16 protein-coding genes are annotated in these 17,055 nt (G+C 58.2%); 7 read left to right on the top strand and 9 right to left on the bottom strand.

The window, feature by feature from the left end; translation table 11 throughout:
• The first annotated feature begins 58 nt into the window (after positions 1-58).
• Entirely contained in the window at positions 59-1,933 is a 1,875-nt protein-coding gene (locus ACR0IY_RS00600) for a glycosyltransferase (protein ID WP_480669803.1), read from the top strand.
• Between the two features lie 3 nt (positions 1,934-1,936).
• Here the strand turns inward: ACR0IY_RS00600 and ACR0IY_RS00595 are convergent, their stop codons facing one another.
• Positions 1,937-2,584, bottom strand: coding sequence for a GntR family transcriptional regulator (locus ACR0IY_RS00595; RefSeq protein WP_480669802.1), 648 nt, complete (start codon positions 2,582-2,584; stop codon positions 1,937-1,939).
• 100 nt (positions 2,585-2,684) lie between these two features.
• On the opposite strand from ACR0IY_RS00595, the gene ACR0IY_RS00590 reads away from it, so the two are divergent.
• The 3 genes from ACR0IY_RS00590 (at position 2,685) to ACR0IY_RS00580 (ending at position 4,938) form a co-directional block, all read left to right on the top strand.
• Positions 2,685-3,329, top strand: a complete 645-nt coding sequence (locus ACR0IY_RS00590) for a pyrimidine 5'-nucleotidase (RefSeq protein ID WP_480669801.1) — start codon at positions 2,685-2,687, stop codon at positions 3,327-3,329.
• A gap of 87 nt (positions 3,330-3,416) precedes the next feature.
• On the top strand, positions 3,417-3,665 hold the full coding sequence (locus tag ACR0IY_RS00585) for a hypothetical protein (RefSeq protein ID WP_480669800.1): 249 nt from the start codon (positions 3,417-3,419) through the stop codon (positions 3,663-3,665).
• 76 nt (positions 3,666-3,741) lie between these two features.
• Positions 3,742-4,938, top strand: coding sequence for a UbiH/UbiF family hydroxylase (locus ACR0IY_RS00580; RefSeq protein ID WP_480669799.1), 1,197 nt, complete (start codon positions 3,742-3,744; stop codon positions 4,936-4,938).
• Between the two features lie 10 nt (positions 4,939-4,948).
• On the opposite strand, the gene ACR0IY_RS00575 is transcribed toward ACR0IY_RS00580, so the two are convergent.
• Complete coding sequence (locus ACR0IY_RS00575; RefSeq protein WP_480669798.1) at positions 4,949-6,076, bottom strand: aminotransferase class V-fold PLP-dependent enzyme; 1,128 nt, start codon at positions 6,074-6,076, stop codon at positions 4,949-4,951.
• Positions 6,077-6,308: 232 nt separating this feature from the next.
• Here ACR0IY_RS00575 and ACR0IY_RS00570 point away from each other — a divergent pair, with 232 nt between their 5' ends.
• Positions 6,309-7,010: a GntR family transcriptional regulator gene (locus ACR0IY_RS00570; RefSeq protein WP_480669797.1), complete on the top strand. Its 702-nt coding sequence runs from the start codon at positions 6,309-6,311 to the stop codon at positions 7,008-7,010.
• Between the two features lie 5 nt (positions 7,011-7,015).
• On the opposite strand, the gene ACR0IY_RS00565 is transcribed toward ACR0IY_RS00570, so the two are convergent.
• Positions 7,016-7,474 carry an Lrp/AsnC family transcriptional regulator gene (locus ACR0IY_RS00565; protein WP_480669796.1) on the bottom strand — a complete coding sequence of 153 codons (459 nt, stop codon included), beginning with the start codon at positions 7,472-7,474 and terminating at the stop codon, positions 7,016-7,018.
• The gene (locus ACR0IY_RS00560; RefSeq protein ID WP_480671087.1) at positions 7,471-7,926 is read right to left on the bottom strand and encodes an Lrp/AsnC family transcriptional regulator; all 456 of its coding nucleotides are present in this window, start codon (positions 7,924-7,926) and stop codon (positions 7,471-7,473) included. Before ACR0IY_RS00560 ends, ACR0IY_RS00565 begins: the two co-directional genes overlap by 4 nt.
• Before the next feature lie 131 nt (positions 7,927-8,057).
• Here ACR0IY_RS00560 and ilvC point away from each other — a divergent pair, with 131 nt between their 5' ends.
• Entirely contained in the window at positions 8,058-9,080 is a 1,023-nt protein-coding gene (gene ilvC, locus ACR0IY_RS00555; protein ID WP_480669794.1) for a ketol-acid reductoisomerase, read from the top strand.
• A gap of 71 nt (positions 9,081-9,151) precedes the next feature.
• Positions 9,152-10,054 carry a DMT family transporter gene (locus ACR0IY_RS00550; RefSeq protein ID WP_480669793.1) on the top strand — a complete coding sequence of 301 codons (903 nt, stop codon included), beginning with the start codon at positions 9,152-9,154 and terminating at the stop codon, positions 10,052-10,054.
• Here the strand turns inward: ACR0IY_RS00550 and glmM are convergent.
• From glmM to ACR0IY_RS00525, 5 genes are all read right to left on the bottom strand, one after another.
• Positions 10,051-11,394, bottom strand: a complete 1,344-nt coding sequence (glmM, locus tag ACR0IY_RS00545; protein WP_480669791.1) for a phosphoglucosamine mutase — start codon at positions 11,392-11,394, stop codon at positions 10,051-10,053. The two genes, ACR0IY_RS00550 and glmM, sit on opposite strands and share 4 nt — an antisense overlap.
• A 35-nt stretch (positions 11,395-11,429) precedes the next feature.
• Positions 11,430-12,428 carry a dihydropteroate synthase gene (gene folP / locus ACR0IY_RS00540; protein ID WP_480669789.1) on the bottom strand — a complete coding sequence of 333 codons (999 nt, stop codon included), beginning with the start codon at positions 12,426-12,428 and terminating at the stop codon, positions 11,430-11,432.
• Positions 12,425-13,345 carry a dihydroneopterin aldolase gene (locus tag ACR0IY_RS00535; protein ID WP_480669787.1) on the bottom strand — a complete coding sequence of 307 codons (921 nt, stop codon included), beginning with the start codon at positions 13,343-13,345 and terminating at the stop codon, positions 12,425-12,427. Before ACR0IY_RS00535 ends, folP begins: the two co-directional genes overlap by 4 nt.
• Before the next feature lie 294 nt (positions 13,346-13,639).
• Positions 13,640-14,281, bottom strand: a complete 642-nt coding sequence (locus tag ACR0IY_RS00530) for a cell wall hydrolase (RefSeq protein WP_480669786.1) — start codon at positions 14,279-14,281, stop codon at positions 13,640-13,642.
• 186 nt (positions 14,282-14,467) lie between these two features.
• A complete protein-coding gene (locus ACR0IY_RS00525; protein WP_480669785.1) occupies positions 14,468-17,029 on the bottom strand; it encodes a putative PEP-binding protein in 2,562 nt (853 codons plus the stop codon).
• Between the last annotated feature and the right edge of the window lie 26 nt (positions 17,030-17,055).

Here is a 17,055-nt window from a genome sequence, read left to right as displayed (position 1 = left end):
CTGTTAACCTTACTATTGCAACCCTGACGTCGGAATTTCGCATCAGGGTTGTTTCTTTATGGTCGAACTGAACCTGCAGCATTTCGTGCGCGCCGCGCCGATACCTGCACGGGGGCGCAAGCCGTTGGGCACTTGCCTGGTTGACCGCGGCCTGATCACCAAGTCACAGTTAGATGAGGCATTGTTCCTTCAAACCTGGCAGCAGGCTCCGTTGGGCGAAATTCTGGTGGCCCAGGGCCGTGTCGACAGACAGGACGTTCTGAACGCCCTGTCAGAACAAACCGGCCTGCAAATTGCCGACCTTGGAGAAACCCCACCATCCCACGATTTATGCCAGATCAAACCCGTCGATTTCTGGCTTGCCCATAACGTGATCCCCTGGAGCCGCGTGGGTCCAATATTGCTCGTGGCAACTGCGCGGCCTGACCAGTTTCCCGAAGTGCGCAACGCTCTGGCAGACGTCGAATACACGATCGTGCCTGTCTTGGCCGCCGCAGATCAGATCGATACGGCGATCACCAGTGTTTTTTCCGAGCATCTTGCCGAAGCGGCTGAAACTCGAGTCACGGCTGATCAGAGCTGCCGCTCGTGGACACCGCTATCCCGAGCCAGATCAATGGTTGGTCTTGTCGGTCTGATGGCTCTGTTCGCCACTTTTCCTTTACTCGGGTTTAGTGTTCTGGTTGCGGCGGCAGTCGTCAGCCTGGCATTGTTCCTGTCGCTGCGTCTGGCTGGTTTGTTTGCCTATGTCTGGCATTCCGCAAAGCCCCGGCCCGAGGTAGAAACCTCCGGCAAACCGTTCGCCTTGCCTCGTGTGTCTGTTATGGTGCCTCTCTACAAGGAGCGGGAAATCGCGGGCGCTCTGATTCAGCGGTTACAACGGCTAACCTACCCAAAGGCGTTACTGGATATCATTCTGGTGCTTGAAGAATCCGACGATGTGACACGGTCGACACTTGCACAGGTGGATTTGCCAAGCTGGATCAGAACCGTTGAAGTACCTGCCCTCAACGGCCTGACCACAAAACCCCGCGCTATGAACTATGCGCTTGATTTCTGCCGAGGTGAGATTCTGGGTGTTTGGGACGCCGAAGACGCACCCCAACCCGATCAGATCGAACGAGTTGTCCAACACTTTGATCGGGCCGCCGAAGACGTAGTCTGCCTGCAAGGCGTACTGGACTACTACAACCCCCGCAGCAATTGGCGATCACGATGTTTTTCGATTGAATACAATAGCTGGTTTCGCATCATCCTTCAGGGCATCGCGCGCATGAGGCTGGTCGTTCCTCTGGGTGGAACAACCTTCTTTTTTCGCCGCGACAAGCTGCTGGAGCTGGGCGGCTGGGATGCTCATAACGTCACCGAGGATGCCGATTTGGGGGTGCGCCTCAGCCGGGCCGGGTATCGCACTGAAATGGTCGAAACCGCGACCTTTGAAGAAGCCAATTTCCGGGCATGGCCCTGGGTACGGCAGCGGTCGCGCTGGCTCAAGGGGTTCATGGTAACTTACCTCGTGCATATGCGCGCGCCAAAACGGCTGTTCCAAGAGCTCGGCCTGCTCAAATTTCTTGGCGTTCAGGCATTCTTTCTGGGAACCATCGGGCAATTTCTGTTGGCTCCGATCCTGTGGCTGTTCTGGTTGTCTGCTTTTGGCGCATCCAGCCCACTGGATCATGTCCTGTCAAGCCGCGGCATGGCAGCGCTTTTCAGCTTATTCCTGTTCGCTGAACTTACCAACGCCACGGTCGGTGCTATCGCAGTTTTCGCGCGTGAAAGACGGTTTCTCTTGCCGTGGATACTGATGATGCCACTGTATTTTCCGCTGGGTGTTCTGGCCGCCTACAAAGCCCTGTGGGAGCTGGCTCTCGACCCGTTCTATTGGGACAAAACACAACATGGCCAGGCCACCGAAGAAGGGTTGTCGCAGTGACCCTCAGGTCTCTCGCAAGACTGCATCCTGTTTCAGGCGTGTCATGAAGGCGACCGAGATGTGGTCTTTGAGCGCGCGTTCCGCGGCCTCTTCGTCGCGGGCTGCGATCGCATCGACGATACCCTTGTGCTCGCTCTGCGCAATCTCGCCCCGTCCTTGAACCGCCAACGACGTAGTGGCCATCAGCGCCATAGTGCGGTGCACAAGGTCCAGTTGCTGCACCAAATACCGGTTGTGAGAGGCCAGATGAATCTGCTCGTGGAACCGCCGGTTCGCACGCGACAACGCAGTAGGGTCATCCACCAGCGCATCATCGGCGGCCACCATATCCTGCAGCACCTTGATTTCTTCTTCGGTGGCGTGTTTGGCAGCAAGTTTCGCCGCCAGTCCCTCAAGCTCGCGCCGCACCACATACAGCTCGGCCATCTGATTGTGATCCAGCGAAGCCACGATAAGTGACCGGCCATCGCGTTCCAGCAGTGACTGGGTTTCCAGCCGTTGCAACGCCTCGCGGATCGGTGTGCGGGATACGCCGAACCGTTCGGCCAGCTCGCTTTCGACGAGACGATCACCGGGCTTGTAAACGCCCACGTCAATTGCTTCGAGAATTAGGCTGTAGGCGTCTTTGGTGGGCTGTCTGGATTGGGGCATTGGGTGGTTTGTCTCCTCGTTCGGACATGTCTATCCGTCACTGGCACTCGCAATCAAGTGCGGCATTGAAAACTGCGCCCAAGCGCCCTAAACCCAAACCATGGTCAAACCTGCCTTTGCTCACGTCACCCAATGGGTGTTCGACCTCGACAACACGCTGTACCCACCGCATATGCGCCTGTTTGATCAAATCGAGGTGCTGATGACGGACTACGTGGTGCAGGCCATCGGTGTCGACCGCGCCGAAGCGGATCGACTACGGTCGCATTACTGGCGGCAATACGGCACCACTCTGGCCGGGTTGATGGCCGAGCATGATCTGGACCCCGACCCCTACCTGCACGCTGTCCATCAGGTGGACATGAGCCACATGGATCCCGACAAAATTCTGGCCGACCACATCCGGGCCCTGCCCGGCCGCCGTATCGTCTATACCAACGGCAGTGCCCCCTATGCAGAACGGGTGCTTGAGGCGCGCGGCCTCAGCGGTTTGTTCGATGCGATTTATGGCGTAGAGCACGCCGGGTATCGGCCCAAACCTGAAAAAGTCGCGTTTGAGGCGATCTTTGCGCGGGATGGAATCGAGGCTGCCAGCGCGGCAATGTTTGAGGATGAACCCCGCAATCTGGCCGCTCCGTATGAGATGGGAATGCGAACTGTTCACGTCGCGCCCGAGCCGCACGATGCCGTGCATATTCACCACCACACCGACGATCTGACTGCGTTTCTGGCCCGCCTGCGATAGGCTGACGCACTGCGACGATCTGCTCATTCTGCAAGTGCAGCATCGCCCCTATATGCGCAGCAGCGACGAACAGAACCGGAGAATCCCATGAGCGCGATCGAGATGCCTCGGCGCCTGCCAATCTGGCAGCGTCTTTTGTTTGCAGTCCCCCTGTTTGGTTGGATGGCCCGTGATATGGCGCAGGGTGAAGGCGAGGACTGGGGTTATACCGCCCTTGCGATTTTCAGTATGTGGGGATGTTCAGTTCTGCTGTTCGGCCTGCCCGGATTGTACATCCCCGCTGTATTGATGGTGCCGGTGATGTTCTTGATCCTCATCCTGATCTCTCGCGGCTGACACACGGGACAGGATGTCACTTGGTACTGGCCTTGGAACCGAACTAGGTTCTGTCCAAGACTCGAGGACCAAGGCCATGACAGACAGCTGTGACATCCTGATTTCCGGCGGAGGGATCGCCGGACTGACCGCTGCGGCGGCTTTTGGAACTGCCGGGTTCGACGTGATCTGCGTCGACCCCACCCCGCCCATCACCGAGCGTGACGTGGACGGATCCGACTTGAGGACCACTGCCTTTCTTCAACCGGCACGTGGGTTATTGGAACAGTGCGGGCTCTGGCAACGGCTGGATGCCCATGCCGCCCCCCTGCAGATCATGCGCATCGTGGATGCCGGCGGCGACGTGCCCGAGCCCCGCGTGGTGCGGGATTTCAATGCCGCCGACATTTCGGATCAGCCTTTCGGTTGGAACCTGCCCAACTGGTTGCTGCGGCGCGAAATGGTGGCCCGACTGGCCGAACTGCCAAATGTGGATTTTCGTCCAGGCACTGGAACAGTAAGCCTGTTCACTCGCACCGCCGAGGCGCGCGTGGGACTTAGCGACGGCAGCCGCATACGCTGCAAGTTGGTGGTCGCGGCAGACGGACGGAGCTCTCCCATGCGTGAGGCGGCTGGGATAACCGTCCACACAACGCGCTATGGTCAGAAGGCATTGGCCTTTGCCGTCACGCACCCGATCCCGCACGAGAATGTCTCGACCGAAATTCACCGCTCGGGCGGGCCGTTTACGCTGGTTCCCCTGCCCGACTGGCAGGGGCAGCCCTCCTCGGCCATCGTGTGGATGGAGCGCGGCCCCCGTGCGGTTGAGCTGCTGGACACGGAATCCGAAGCATTCGAAGAACTGATGACCGAACGATCCTGTGGGTTGTTTGGTCAGCTGAAACTGGCATCGCGCCGGACGATCTGGCCCATCATCAGCCAGTCTGCAGAACGCCTGTCGGGTGAGCGTGTCGCCTTGATGGCAGAAGCCGCTCATGTAGTGCCACCAATCGGCGCGCAAGGGCTGAACATGTCGTTGGGCGATCTGCGAAGCCTGTTGGACCTTGCACAAGCTCGCCCCAACGAGCTGGGCGATGCGCAGATGCTGGACGCCTATCACAAAGCCCGCCACACCGAGATTGAGATGCGGGTCAAAGGCATCGACCTGCTCAACCGTGCCTCGATGATCGAAGCACGGCCGTTGCGGGATGTGCGGGCGATGGGGCTGAATGCGCTTTATTCGTTGCCCCCTGTGCGCAAGACATTGATGCAAATGGGCCTTGGCGTTCGCTGAGGCCCCGCCGTTAAAGCACTTGATCCAAAACGCGCTTCAAACGTGCAATCGTGCCGTCCACATCATACAGCTTGTCCAGTCCGAACAGGCCCAGACGGAAGGTGCTGAACCCATCGGGCTCATCGCACTGCAACGGAACGCCCGCAGCGATCTGCATACCCAATGCGGCAAATTTCTTGCCGTTCTGAACATCCGGGTCCGAAGTATAGCTGACCACAACCCCGGGCGCGCCAAACCCGTCCGCCGCGACTGACACGATGCCCTTATCCTTGAGCATCGCGCGAACACCGTCGCCCAAAGCCCACTGCGCGTCACGCAGTTTTTCAAAACCGTAGTCGCGGGTCTCAACCATCGTATCGCGGAACGCACGCAAGGCATCGGTCGGCATGGTGGCGTGGTAAGCGTGTCCACCATTTTCATAAGCTTGCATGATCTGGCGCCATTTCTTGAGATCCACCGCAAAGCTGTCGGATGTCGTCTCCTCCAACCGCGCCTCGGCCTGTTCTGACAGCATGACCAACCCGGCGCAGGGCGATGCGCTCCACCCCTTTTGTGGGGCCGAGATCAGAACGTCCACGCCGGTGGCTTTCATGTCGATCCAGGCACAGCCGGATGCGATACAGTCTAGCACCATCAACGCGCCGACTTCGTGTGCTGCGGCGGCCATAGCCGTCACATAGTCATCCGGCAGAATGAGGCCAGCCGCAGTCTCGACATGCGGAGCAAACACAACATCCGGGCGCTGTTCGCGGATTGCAGACACGACTTCTTCAATCGGCGCGGGGGCAAACGGTGACGGGCTGGAATTGCCAGTTTCTCGCGCCTTGATAACTGTCGCCGACGCCGTCAGCGTTGCTGATTCTATGATCTGACTCCAGCGATAGGAAAACCATCCGTTTCGCACAACCAGCACATTGGCATTGCGCGCGAACTGGCGGGCGACGGCCTCCATCCCATAGGTACCTCCGCCCGGGATAACGGCCACACCATCAGCATTGTACACTTCCCGCAACATCCCCGAGATATCCCGCATAACCTGCTGAAACTGAGCGGACATGTGGTTCAGGGATCGATCCGTAAACACAACCGAGAATTCCTCGAGTCCGTTCGGATCGATGCTATCCAATAGCGCTGGCATGATTTGTCCTTTCCTAGCGTCTTCAGGATGTCTGGAACTTAACCAAAAATGGGAAAGCCCCCCTACCCGGTAACAAATTGCCCCAACGTCACCCAGATTCCTACTAAGAATTTGCCTCCACAGGCCCCCATTTAGCGCAACTTGTGACGCCAATTAGTGTCAGACCCTCTTTACACCCTGACGTGTTTCTGAACAGATACATACACTTTGTAGAAGAAAGGTATTTCCACTCGTGACTGCGCACAAGCGGATCAGTTTTCAGGTTGTACGGGATGAAGTTAAACGCCGTATAGAAAGCCGCATCTGGCCACAGGGTTCTGTATTGCCTACGGAAACGCAACTTGCCGAGGAATTCAATTGCGCCCGGGCAACAGTGAACCGTGCCCTGCGAGAGCTGGCCGATCAAGGCGTTGTAGAGCGAAAGCGTAAAAGCGGTACGCGGGTCAAGAAAGAACCCAGCAAACATGCGAAGCTCGAGTTTTCTCTGGCTAGGCAATCTGTTGAAAACCAGAATGCGACCTACCGCTATGCGCTGGTCGAACGTAGCATCGTAACCAGCCCCAGCTGGCTGGCCTCCCAACTTAGCGTTTCTTCGGACACGCGTGTGCTGCACGTGATCTGTATGCATTATGCGGACAACCGGCCTTTCCAACTTGAGGAACGCTGGATCAACATAGATACCGTGCCCGAAGTGGAACATGCCGATCTGAATTCACAAGGTCCGCATGAGTGGTTGCTGCAAATTGCCCCCTTCACTGAGGCCGAGGTTGCATTTTGCGCAATCTCCGCTGACGGGCGACTGGCCGAGTTCATGGGAACCACTGCGGGAACGTCCATGATTCAACTGGAACGCACCACATGGAAAAATGGGGCACCAATGACGTTTGCCCGGATGACTCACCACCCCGGCTTTTGCATTCGAACCAAATACTGATCCATTCAACCTATTGGACCGGGCAATCGCTCCTCGCTTAGCAAGACGTTGGCCTCAACATCGCCCGCGCCAGGCAATGTCATGATCCGACGCCGCAGAACGCGTTCAAAATCGGACAAGTCCCGAGCGACTACTCGCAGACGATAGTCGTACAGGCCCAGCACATGCTCGACGGTCTGCACCTCAGGGATGGCACTGACAGCGCGTTCAAAATCTTCCAGACTAACTTGCCCCTTGCGCGCCAACTTGACACCCAGAAAAACAGTAACGCCAAACCCCAGCGCCTCGGCATTCAATCGCAGTCGACGGCCTTTGATCACGCCTGCACCCTCGAGCAGACGAATCCGGCGCCAGGTCGCCGGTTGCGACAGCCCCAGTTTACGCCCCAACGCGCCTGCACTTTGCGTTGCGTCCTTCACCATCGCCCGTAGAATTTGACGATCCGTTTCATCAAGCTCAATCATACCGGAAGCGCCTCATCCTGTTTCACCCGCGCGATATGCATCAGCGCCTCGATATCGGCGATGTGTGGCAAGGTCAGAATTCGGTCGCGATACACTTGCTGATAATGCCCCATATCCCGGGCCAGCACTGAAAGCCGAACATCAACACGGCCTAAAAAGGTCTGGATTTCAATCACCTCGGCCACCCCCCGCGCGGCGGCCGTAAACTCATCGAAGGCACGCGCGTATGTCTTGTCTAGCGTGACCCTCAGTGACACCTCGACGGCATAGCCCAGTGCGACCCAGTCAATCACGGCCTCCTGCCCCTCGATAACACCCGCCGCCTGCATCTTTTCAATCCTTCGCCAGCATACTCCCTGGCTGATCCGGCATCGCTCGGCCAGTTCGGCCATGGACAGGCTGGGTTCTGCCTGAAAGTGGCGCAGGATGCGCCGATCCACATCGTCAAGCATGATTTTCACGCCTTTCTGCTAATTCACGAATTATTCTTCACCTTTTCCCCAAATACTCAACCATACAACCCTCGCCAATACCCCCAAGGCTCGTTAAAAGCACATCAATCAAAACTGAAAGGACCGGCGAAATGCGCGTCTATTACGATCGCGATTGCGATATCAACCTGATCAAAGACAAAAAAGTGGCCATCCTGGGCTATGGCTCGCAAGGTCACGCCCACGCGCTGAACCTGCGCGACTCGGGCGCGAAGAATCTGGTCATCGCCCTGCGTGAAGGCTCGCCCTCGGCCAAAAAGGCCGAAGCCGAAGGCCTTCAGGTCATGGGTATCGCCGAAGCAGCGGCTTGGTGCGATGTCATCATGTTCACCATGCCCGACGAACTGCAGGCTGAAACCTACAAGAAATACGTGCATGACAACATCAAGCCGGGCGCAGCCATCGCATTCGCTCATGGCCTGAACGTCCACTTTGGCCTGATCGAGCCGAAAGAAGGCGTAGATGTCATCATGATGGCCCCCAAAGGCCCTGGCCACACCGTGCGTGGCGAATACGTCAAAGGCGGCGGCGTGCCCTGCCTGGTCGCAGTCCACAACGACGCAACTGGCAAAGCGCTGGAAATCGGCCTGTCCTACTGCTCGGCCATCGGTGGCGGCCGCTCGGGCATCATCGAAACCAACTTCCGTGAAGAATGCGAAACCGACCTGTTCGGTGAACAGGCTGTTCTGTGCGGCGGTCTGGTCGAACTGATCCGCTGCGGCTTTGAAACTCTGGTCGAGGCAGGCTACGCGCCCGAAATGGCCTATTTCGAGTGTTTGCACGAAGTGAAGCTGATTGTTGACTTGATCTACGAAGGCGGCATCGCCAACATGGATTACTCGATCTCGAACACTGCCGAGTACGGCCAGTACGTCACCGGCCCGCGCATCCTGAAGTACGACGAAACCAAAGCGCGCATGAAAGCGGTTCTGGACGACATCCAGCAAGGCAAGTTCGTCCGTGACTTCATGCTGGAAAACGCTGTCGGCCAACCGACGATCAAAGCGGCGCGTCGCGCAAATGACGAACACCAGATCGAGGAAACCGGAGCCAAGCTGCGCGCCATGATGCCCTGGATCTCGGCCGGTAAAATGGTCGACAAAGAAAAGAACTAAGTCTGGCCGTTGTCAGCGCAAGGGCGGCCATTCGTGCCGCCCTTTTTTGTCCCTAGGAACCCGAGACGCAGATGGTTGCTGACCCCACATCCCGCGATTGGAGCGGCGTAATAGCCTTGGGCCTGATATGGGGCGGCACCTTTATGGTCGTCGCCATGGCACTCGAGGGATACGGACCTATTACTGTCGCCACCGCGCGTACTACGCTGGGCGCGGTGACTTTATTGGGCCTAGTGGCACTGACCGGGCGCAGGTTGCCTTCGGGCGATCCAACGCTTTGGGGCTACATAACTCTCATTGGTGTCCTCTCCACCGCTTTGCCATTCGTATTACTAAGTTGGGGGCAGCAATACGTACCATCGGCTTTTGCCGGCCTTTCCATGGCAGCAATCCCGCTGATGGTCCTGCCCCTGGCACATTTCTTTTCCGATGAACCGTTGAATACTCGCAGATTTATTGGAGTTTCATTGGGGTTTTGCGGGGCGCTGGTGTTGATTGGTCCAGGTCTGGCTCAGCTAGGGCAAGGGAATGAACCGCTGGCACAACTGGCCTGTGTTTCCGCTGCGTTAAGCTATGCGTTCGCGTCGATCTTTACACGGCGCTGTCCGCCCATTGACCCGGTTGTACTGGCTGCACTTTCGTTGGTGGTTGGGGCCGTGCTGTTGCTGCCCATCATGGTGATAATCGAAGGTATCCCTCGGTGGGAAGGTACCCGCCCCGGTCTGGCCATCGTCGCACTGGGCCTGTTGCCCACGGCACTTGCAACGTTGCTGCGCGTGTCAATCATTCGCAGCGCCGGGTCCGTCTTTCTGACGCTGGTCAACTATCAGGTGCCGATCTGGTCGATGATCTTCGGCGCGTGGATTCTGTCCGAGGCATTGCCGCTTCGGTTCTATATTGCCTTGGCCATGATCCTGACCGGGCTGGCAATCAGCCAATGGTTCAGCCTGCGCAGGATGCTTTTGGGTCGTTAACCGGCAACCGCCTCGACCTCGGCCACGATGCCATCGACGACCTGCGTCAACAGCGCGTCGTCCTCGCATTCAGCCATCACACGGATCAGCGGCTCGGTCCCCGATTTACGGATCAGCAAGCGCCCCTGCCCGTTCAGACGCGCCTCGGCATCGGCAATTGCGGCCTGCACACTGGAGGTTTCAAGCGGAGCCTGCCCCTCGCCATAGCGTACATTTTTTAGAAGCTGCGGCACGGTTTCAAACTGAACAGACAGCTCGGACGCCTTGCGGCCCGAATGCACCATCTCGGCCAGGAAATGCAGGCCAGCCATCAGGCCATCGCCGGTAGTGGCGTAATCGCTCATTACGATGTGGCCGGATTGCTCACCGCCCAGATTGAATCCGCCTTCGCGCATCCGTTCGACAACATAACGGTCACCGACAGACGTACGTTCCAGCCGCAGCCCCTGCGCTGCAAGATGGCGTTCCAGACCGAGGTTCGACATGACCGTCGCGACCAGAGCCCCCCCTGCAAGACGATCTGCCTTGGCCCAGCTTGTCGCCAGCAACGCCATTAGCTGATCGCCATCCGCCACCTGGCCATTCTCATCGACCATGACCACGCGGTCCGCATCTCCGTCCAGGCAAATTCCAACGTCGGCCCCATGAGCCACAACGGTTTCGGCCGCCAGTTGAGGATTGGTCGATCCGCAATTCAGGTTGATGTTCTTACCATTTGGCGCGGTGCCGACCGGAATGACATCTGCCCCCAGTTCCCACAGAACCTCGGGTGCGGTGCGGTGCGCGGCGCCATTGGCGCAATCCACCACCACTTTCAATCCGTCCAGACGCAGGTCACGCGACAACGAGGATTTGACTCGCTCTCCATACCGAAACCGCGCATCGTCAACCCGGCGGGCGCGCCCAATATTATGCGCCTGTGCGGGTTTAACGCCGTCTTCGATCAGTTGCTCAATTTCGCTTTCTGCCTGATCCGATAGCTTATAGCCGTCTGGGCCAAAAAACTTGATGCCATTGTCAATAGCGGGGTTGTGGCTGGCGGAGATCATCACACCCAGATCCGCACGCATTGAGCGGGTCATCAGCCCGACCGCCGGGGTTGGCACCGGCCCCAGCAACAACACGTTCATACCGGTCGAGGTCAATCCTGCTGTCAGTGCGTTTTCCAGCATATAGCCCGACAGGCGGGTATCTTTGCCGATCACCACCCGATGCGCGCCAGACTGATCACGGCGGAAGTATCGCCCTACGGCTGCCCCAATGCGCAACGCCATCTCAGCGGTAATCGGGTGCGTGTTCGCGGTTCCTCGTACCCCGTCGGTTCCAAACAGCTTGCGCATAGGTGCCACTCCATCAATTCTTGCCTGCGCCCGACTTACCGGACCGCAGCCCAAAGGCGCAAGGCCTGAGCGGTTTCAGCGACGTCATGAACCCGAATTATCTGCACCCCCTGCGTCACACCCGACAAGGCGACCGCAATTGATCCCGGCGCGCGGGCATCCTTTCGCGGCTCTTTTCCGATTTGGCCGATGAAACCCTTGCGCGAGACACCCAGAAGCACAGGGCAACCCAACCCGTGAAACAGGCTGAGATTTTGTAGCAAAGTCAGGTTGTGCGTTTCGGTTTTGCCGAACCCGATACCAGGGTCAACGACAATGCGGTCGCGTTTCAACCCCATTTTTTCAAGAGTTGTCACCTGCGATTCCAAAAAATCGTACACATCCAGCAGAACATCATCATATTGCGGATTGTCCTGCATAGTGGCTGGATCACCCTGCATATGCATCACACAGACCGGCGCATCAACCTCGGCACAAAACGGCGCCAATTGCGGGTCATAAGTAAACCCGGACACGTCATTGATCAGCCCAGCTCCTGCCTGCCATGCTGACCGGGCGACGCTGGCTTTGCGCGTGTCGATAGAGATCAGTGCGTTCGTTTTGGCATGAATGGCTTCGATCAAAGGCTGAGTGCGGGCGATTTCTTCGCTCTCAGGCACAAAGGCAGCCCCCGGGCGGGTGGACTCACCACCTATGTCCAAAATGCTGGCTCCGTGAGACACCATGCTTTCCGCAGACGTCAGCGCTGCCTCGACCGAGTTATGCACCCCTCCATCCGAGAAGCTGTCAGGCGTCGCATTGAGAATTCCCATGATTTGCGGGGTAATCATGCTGACCCCAGCAAGGTCAGGGCGCGGACGAGTCAAGCGCTCCAGCATTGCCTCTGGAATGTCCTGCGCGGCGACAATCGCAGAAGACCCCGCACGAGTCAGCCGCTCGGCATGGGTGAACCAAAGGGCCTGCCCAGCAAGGGGCACCGCCCCGTCCGAGCGGGCCGAGCCATGCTGGACCAGCGGTCGGAAGTATTCGGTCACAGTTGTGCCTGTTCCACAGGCACTGCACGCAGGGGGGTTTTCGGCGCGTTTGGCAATGCACCTCCAATTACCATCATCTCGCTGGCCTCAAAGGTGGCCGCGAACCATGCGGCCAGAGCAACAGCGTCCGACGGAGCCGCAGACGGGCCATCCACGGCGTCCAGAACAATCTTGGATGGTGCCCATACACAAATCTGGCCGTTTTTCATTGCCCAGTCCAACTCGGTCCTTGTAGAAACCACGACACACCGGTGATCCCGCGCAGCCAGAACCCAAGCATTTTGTTCAATCGCAAGCAGGTCAATCCGGCGCTGTGTCATCGCATGGCCAGTCTGCGGCACAGCGAACTCCGAGGCACCTACGCACAGGATCAGAGGGCGCTGGCGATTTTCCAATTGGTCAATCCACCCGGTTAGGTTTGGCGAGGTGATAGCCTCGTTCGACAAAAATACCAAGCGTGGATGTGGGCGTTCTTCTTCCACGACGTCATGGTGAATGTTGTCTTTGCCGCGCACAATTTCGACGCCCAGAGCACCTGGGCCACGATCCAGTTTTTCAATGCGAACAAAAGCTCTTACTGCCTGCGGCTCAAGTAAAATACGTTCTGCCACGCGATCTGCCAGTGTCTCCAGCAGGTTCAGGCGTTCCGCGGCCAGCTCGTAGGCAATCGCTTCGGTCACACGATCGTAGGACAAGATGCGATCCACATCGTCGTCGATCGGGTCAGTCAATGGACGCACTTCAACCACGATATTAAAACAGATGCGCTGCGTGGTGCCACGTTCCGCCTGGAACGCCCCGATTTCGACCTCAACGATATGATCCCGCAACGAAATGCGATCCAGCGGGCCACGCGTGGCGGTCGCTTCGGACCGCTCGGACGGGTGCGCAAAGGCAAGACGAATTTCAGAGCTCATACGGTGGACCTTTTCGGACATGGGTAGACTAGTCTGCGCAAACTACACGATGCGCGGGCGTATAACACCGCAGCAAACGCCATTCCAGCGGTTGAATGCGTCGTTGGGCGATATGAAACCACCCCATCACATCCAGAGCGCGTGTCCTTGCGTGTAACGATATCGCAGCCATTCTCGGCAATTTCTAGCGTCCGGCGCCGTCAACCCGCAGATAATAGGAATTGCGGGCCGTCTGGCCCGCAATACAGGTTATAAGTCGCCCCGCGCATCATACTTCCGGCGCGGGTGCGTCGATCAATTGCTCGCAGTTTGGTAGTTGTGCCTGTAGAAAATATGCACACCGATCCGCGCGGTTTCCTTGTAGACGCGCGACCAGGATGGGCGCACAGCGGTGGTGTGGTAGTGAGTGGCACCTTCAGTCAGGTCCTTGACGACCCCGTCAATCGCGGCGCGCGCGACCTTGGACACCCGCTCATAGGCCTTCTTCTCGTGGATCACTTCTTTGTGGCCGTCGCAGGTATAGGTGAACTGGCATTGGTATTTTTTGCCGGTGCCCTGTTTGATCACACCGCAGAGTGAGTTCGGAAAGCGGCCGCTTTCGACGCGGTTCAGGATCACTTCGGCTACGGCAAACTGACCGCGCACGCTTTCACCGCGTGCTTCAAAGTACAGCGCTTCGGCCAGGCACTTAAAGTTGTCGTCCCCGGTGGCCGCTGGCTGTTGGTCCAGCCAGTCCTTTGAGTACGACATTTTTTGTGGCTCAAGCTCTTTTCGGGGCTTGAACAAAGTCAGGTAATCGCGAAAATTTTGTCCGGGCACCTCGGTTCGGGTGACCAGTTCACGTTCGGCAGTATCGGTGGCTTCCCTTTCCGCGAAAGACACACTCGGCAGAGTGGTTGCTGCCATTGCGGCAACAGCCAGTATGTATCGTAGCATCAGATAACCTCGCACAGGCACATAACGCGCCGTACCCTCCCCCGGCGGGCGCGACGAGGCATTTAGCCCAGACTTTTGCAAACGTCCAGCTTAGATGAAAATGCAAGTGGAAAATCGCCCGTAGAGAAAAATAATTCCGCTACAGGGTTGCATGAAAACCACTAATCCTTGGGTGAACAGGCAGTGTCAACCCCCAAGTCTGGACGAAATCGCCAGTTGAGCGGAAGCCAGCCGAGCAACCGGCACCCGGAAAGGGGAACAGGACACATAGTCAAAGCCCAGGTCACGGCAAATCGCGATTGATTCGGGGTTACCACCATGTTCGCCGCACACAGACAGCGTAACGTCCGGTTGCACCTTCCGCCCGCGTTCCGCCCCAAGTTTCAGCAATTCGCCGACCCCGTCGGGGTCGAGAACGTGAAACGGGTCTTCGATAAACACGCCCTGACGGACATAGGCCGACATAAACCGACCGGCATCATCGCGCGACAGACCATATGTCATCTGGGTCAGGTCATTGGTGCCGAAACTCAGAAATGCGGTCTGGGGCGCAATTTCATCCGCCCGCAAGCAGGCTCGGGGCGTTTCAACCATGACGCCCAGTCGGTACTCGACTTCCTGCCCCTGCTCCGTCGAAACCGAGGCAGCGACGGAATCAATTCGGGATTTGACCAGTTCGACTTCCCGCTTGGCCGAAACCAGCGGAATCATCACTTCGGGCACCACCGGCGCGCCATCCTTGCTGGCCTCTAGCGTGGCTTCAAAAATCGCGCGCGCCTGCATGTCATAGATTTCGGGCACAGTTACACCCAATCGGACACCGCGCAGGCCAAGCATCGGATTATACTCGGTCATGGCTGCCACGCGTCGTTCAACGTCCGAGACCGGCAAATCCAATGCCTCGGCCAATTCACGCTGGCCGCTGCGTGTGGTGGGAAGGAACTCGTGCAGCGGAGGATCGAACAGACGGATGCAAACGGGCTGCCCTTCCATGATGCGGAACAGCTGTACAAAATCCTCGCGCTGCATCGGCAAAAGCCGCTCCAGCACCGCAGCGCGGCCCGAGGGGGTTTGCGCAAAGATCATCTCGCGCATCACAGTAAGCCGTCCGGGGTCAAAGAACATGTGCTCGGTCCGACAAAGGCCAATTCCTTCCGCCAGAAAGTTCCGCGCGGTCTGTGCATCTGCCGGTGTATCTGCGTTTGCCCTTATGGCAATGTCGCGTTCGTCATCGGCCCAGCTCATGAGGGTTTGAAAACAATCATCCAGCGCCGCTTCCAGCATTTGTGGCGTCCCCGCCAATACCTGACCGGATGTTCCGTCGATCGTCAGCGTGTCACCTGTCTTGAACACGCGCCCGTCGGGTGCGGTCAGCATTTTCTTCTTGGTCTGGAAACGCATCTCGGACGCGCCGACGATACAGGGCAAACCGAGTCCACGACCGATCACGGCGGCATGGCTGGTCATACCGCCCTTTTCGGTCAGCACCGCCACAGCCGCATGCATGCCGCGCACATCTTCCGGCGAGGTTTCACGACGCACCAGAATACAGGGTTCTCCTCGCGCGGCGCTTGCCTGCGCTTCGGCGGCGGTGAACACAATCTTGCCCGTAGCTGCCCCCGGACTGGCCGCAATACCGGTTGTCAGCACATCCCGTTTTGCCTCGGGGTGGACCTGCCGGTGCAGCATCTCGTTCAGGGAATGCGGATCGATCCGCATCACGGCCTCTTGCGGCGGGATGATGCCATCTTCGGCCAACCGAACCGCGATCCGCAATGCGGCCCGCGCGCTGCGTTGCACACGCACACCATCCAAAAGGTGGACATGCCCATTCTCGATCACGAACTCGACCTGCATTTCCTCGCGCAGCTTGACCCGCATCAACGCGGCATGCACCTTGAGTTCTGCAAATGCTTCGGGCGCGACCTCTTCCAGCGACATTCCGCGCGGGTCCTTTTCCAGATAAAGCGCGGCAACACCTTCACCAAGCGCGTCCCGCCCCTGGCTTTGACTCAGATAACGGCCGGTGATCTGCGGCATTCCTGTCGTCGGATCAACCAATTGCAGCACGCCTGACCCGGACTCACCCTGCCCGACGCCCGGAACCATTTCCTGAATGACCAGGCCAAGCCCCGCATCTGCTGGCGCACCCTTGGCCTGACGCAACAACCGGGCCGAAGTTCCGTCCCAGGCCCGCGCCATCGACCGCAAAACGGCGATCAACTGCTCGCCGCGGTTCTGAGGGAAAGCCTCGTCAGTCTCGTCCTCATAAGCCCGAAGCGACTGGCGCAGCCCTTCGCGGCCATCGGCCTCGATCTCGTCGAACACATCAGCGTCCAAACGTGCCACATGGACCGCGTAACTTTGGACAAACCGCAAATACAACGCGGCCGCAGCCTCGACCCCTATTTGATCGGACAGGTCGACATAGCGGGCATCGTTCATGCCAATGTTCAGGATCGCGCCGGGACCGCCCCAGTCTGGGTCTTCCGAGCTGGGCCGGACACACAACAGCGCGGTCTGATCGAATTGATCAAGAACTGCTGCAATATCCGGCATCTCACCTTCCGCAATCCGATGAACGGCATCGAAAGACAGCGCCACTGTCTTTGGTACCGGCAGATCCAGACGCGCCAGACGTTGCAGACATTTGGCCCGTCCACCATGGGTATTGGCGGCAACGGGCGCATCAGGAGTGATCAGAGTGGTATGCGGGTTATTCTGCACTGCGGCACCTTTTGATTTCACCGCAGCATAAGCCCCTGCACCAATGG

Source organism: Ruegeria sp. BC1 (assembly GCF_056539305.1).
This window is presented reverse-complemented; position numbering and strand designations above follow the sequence as displayed.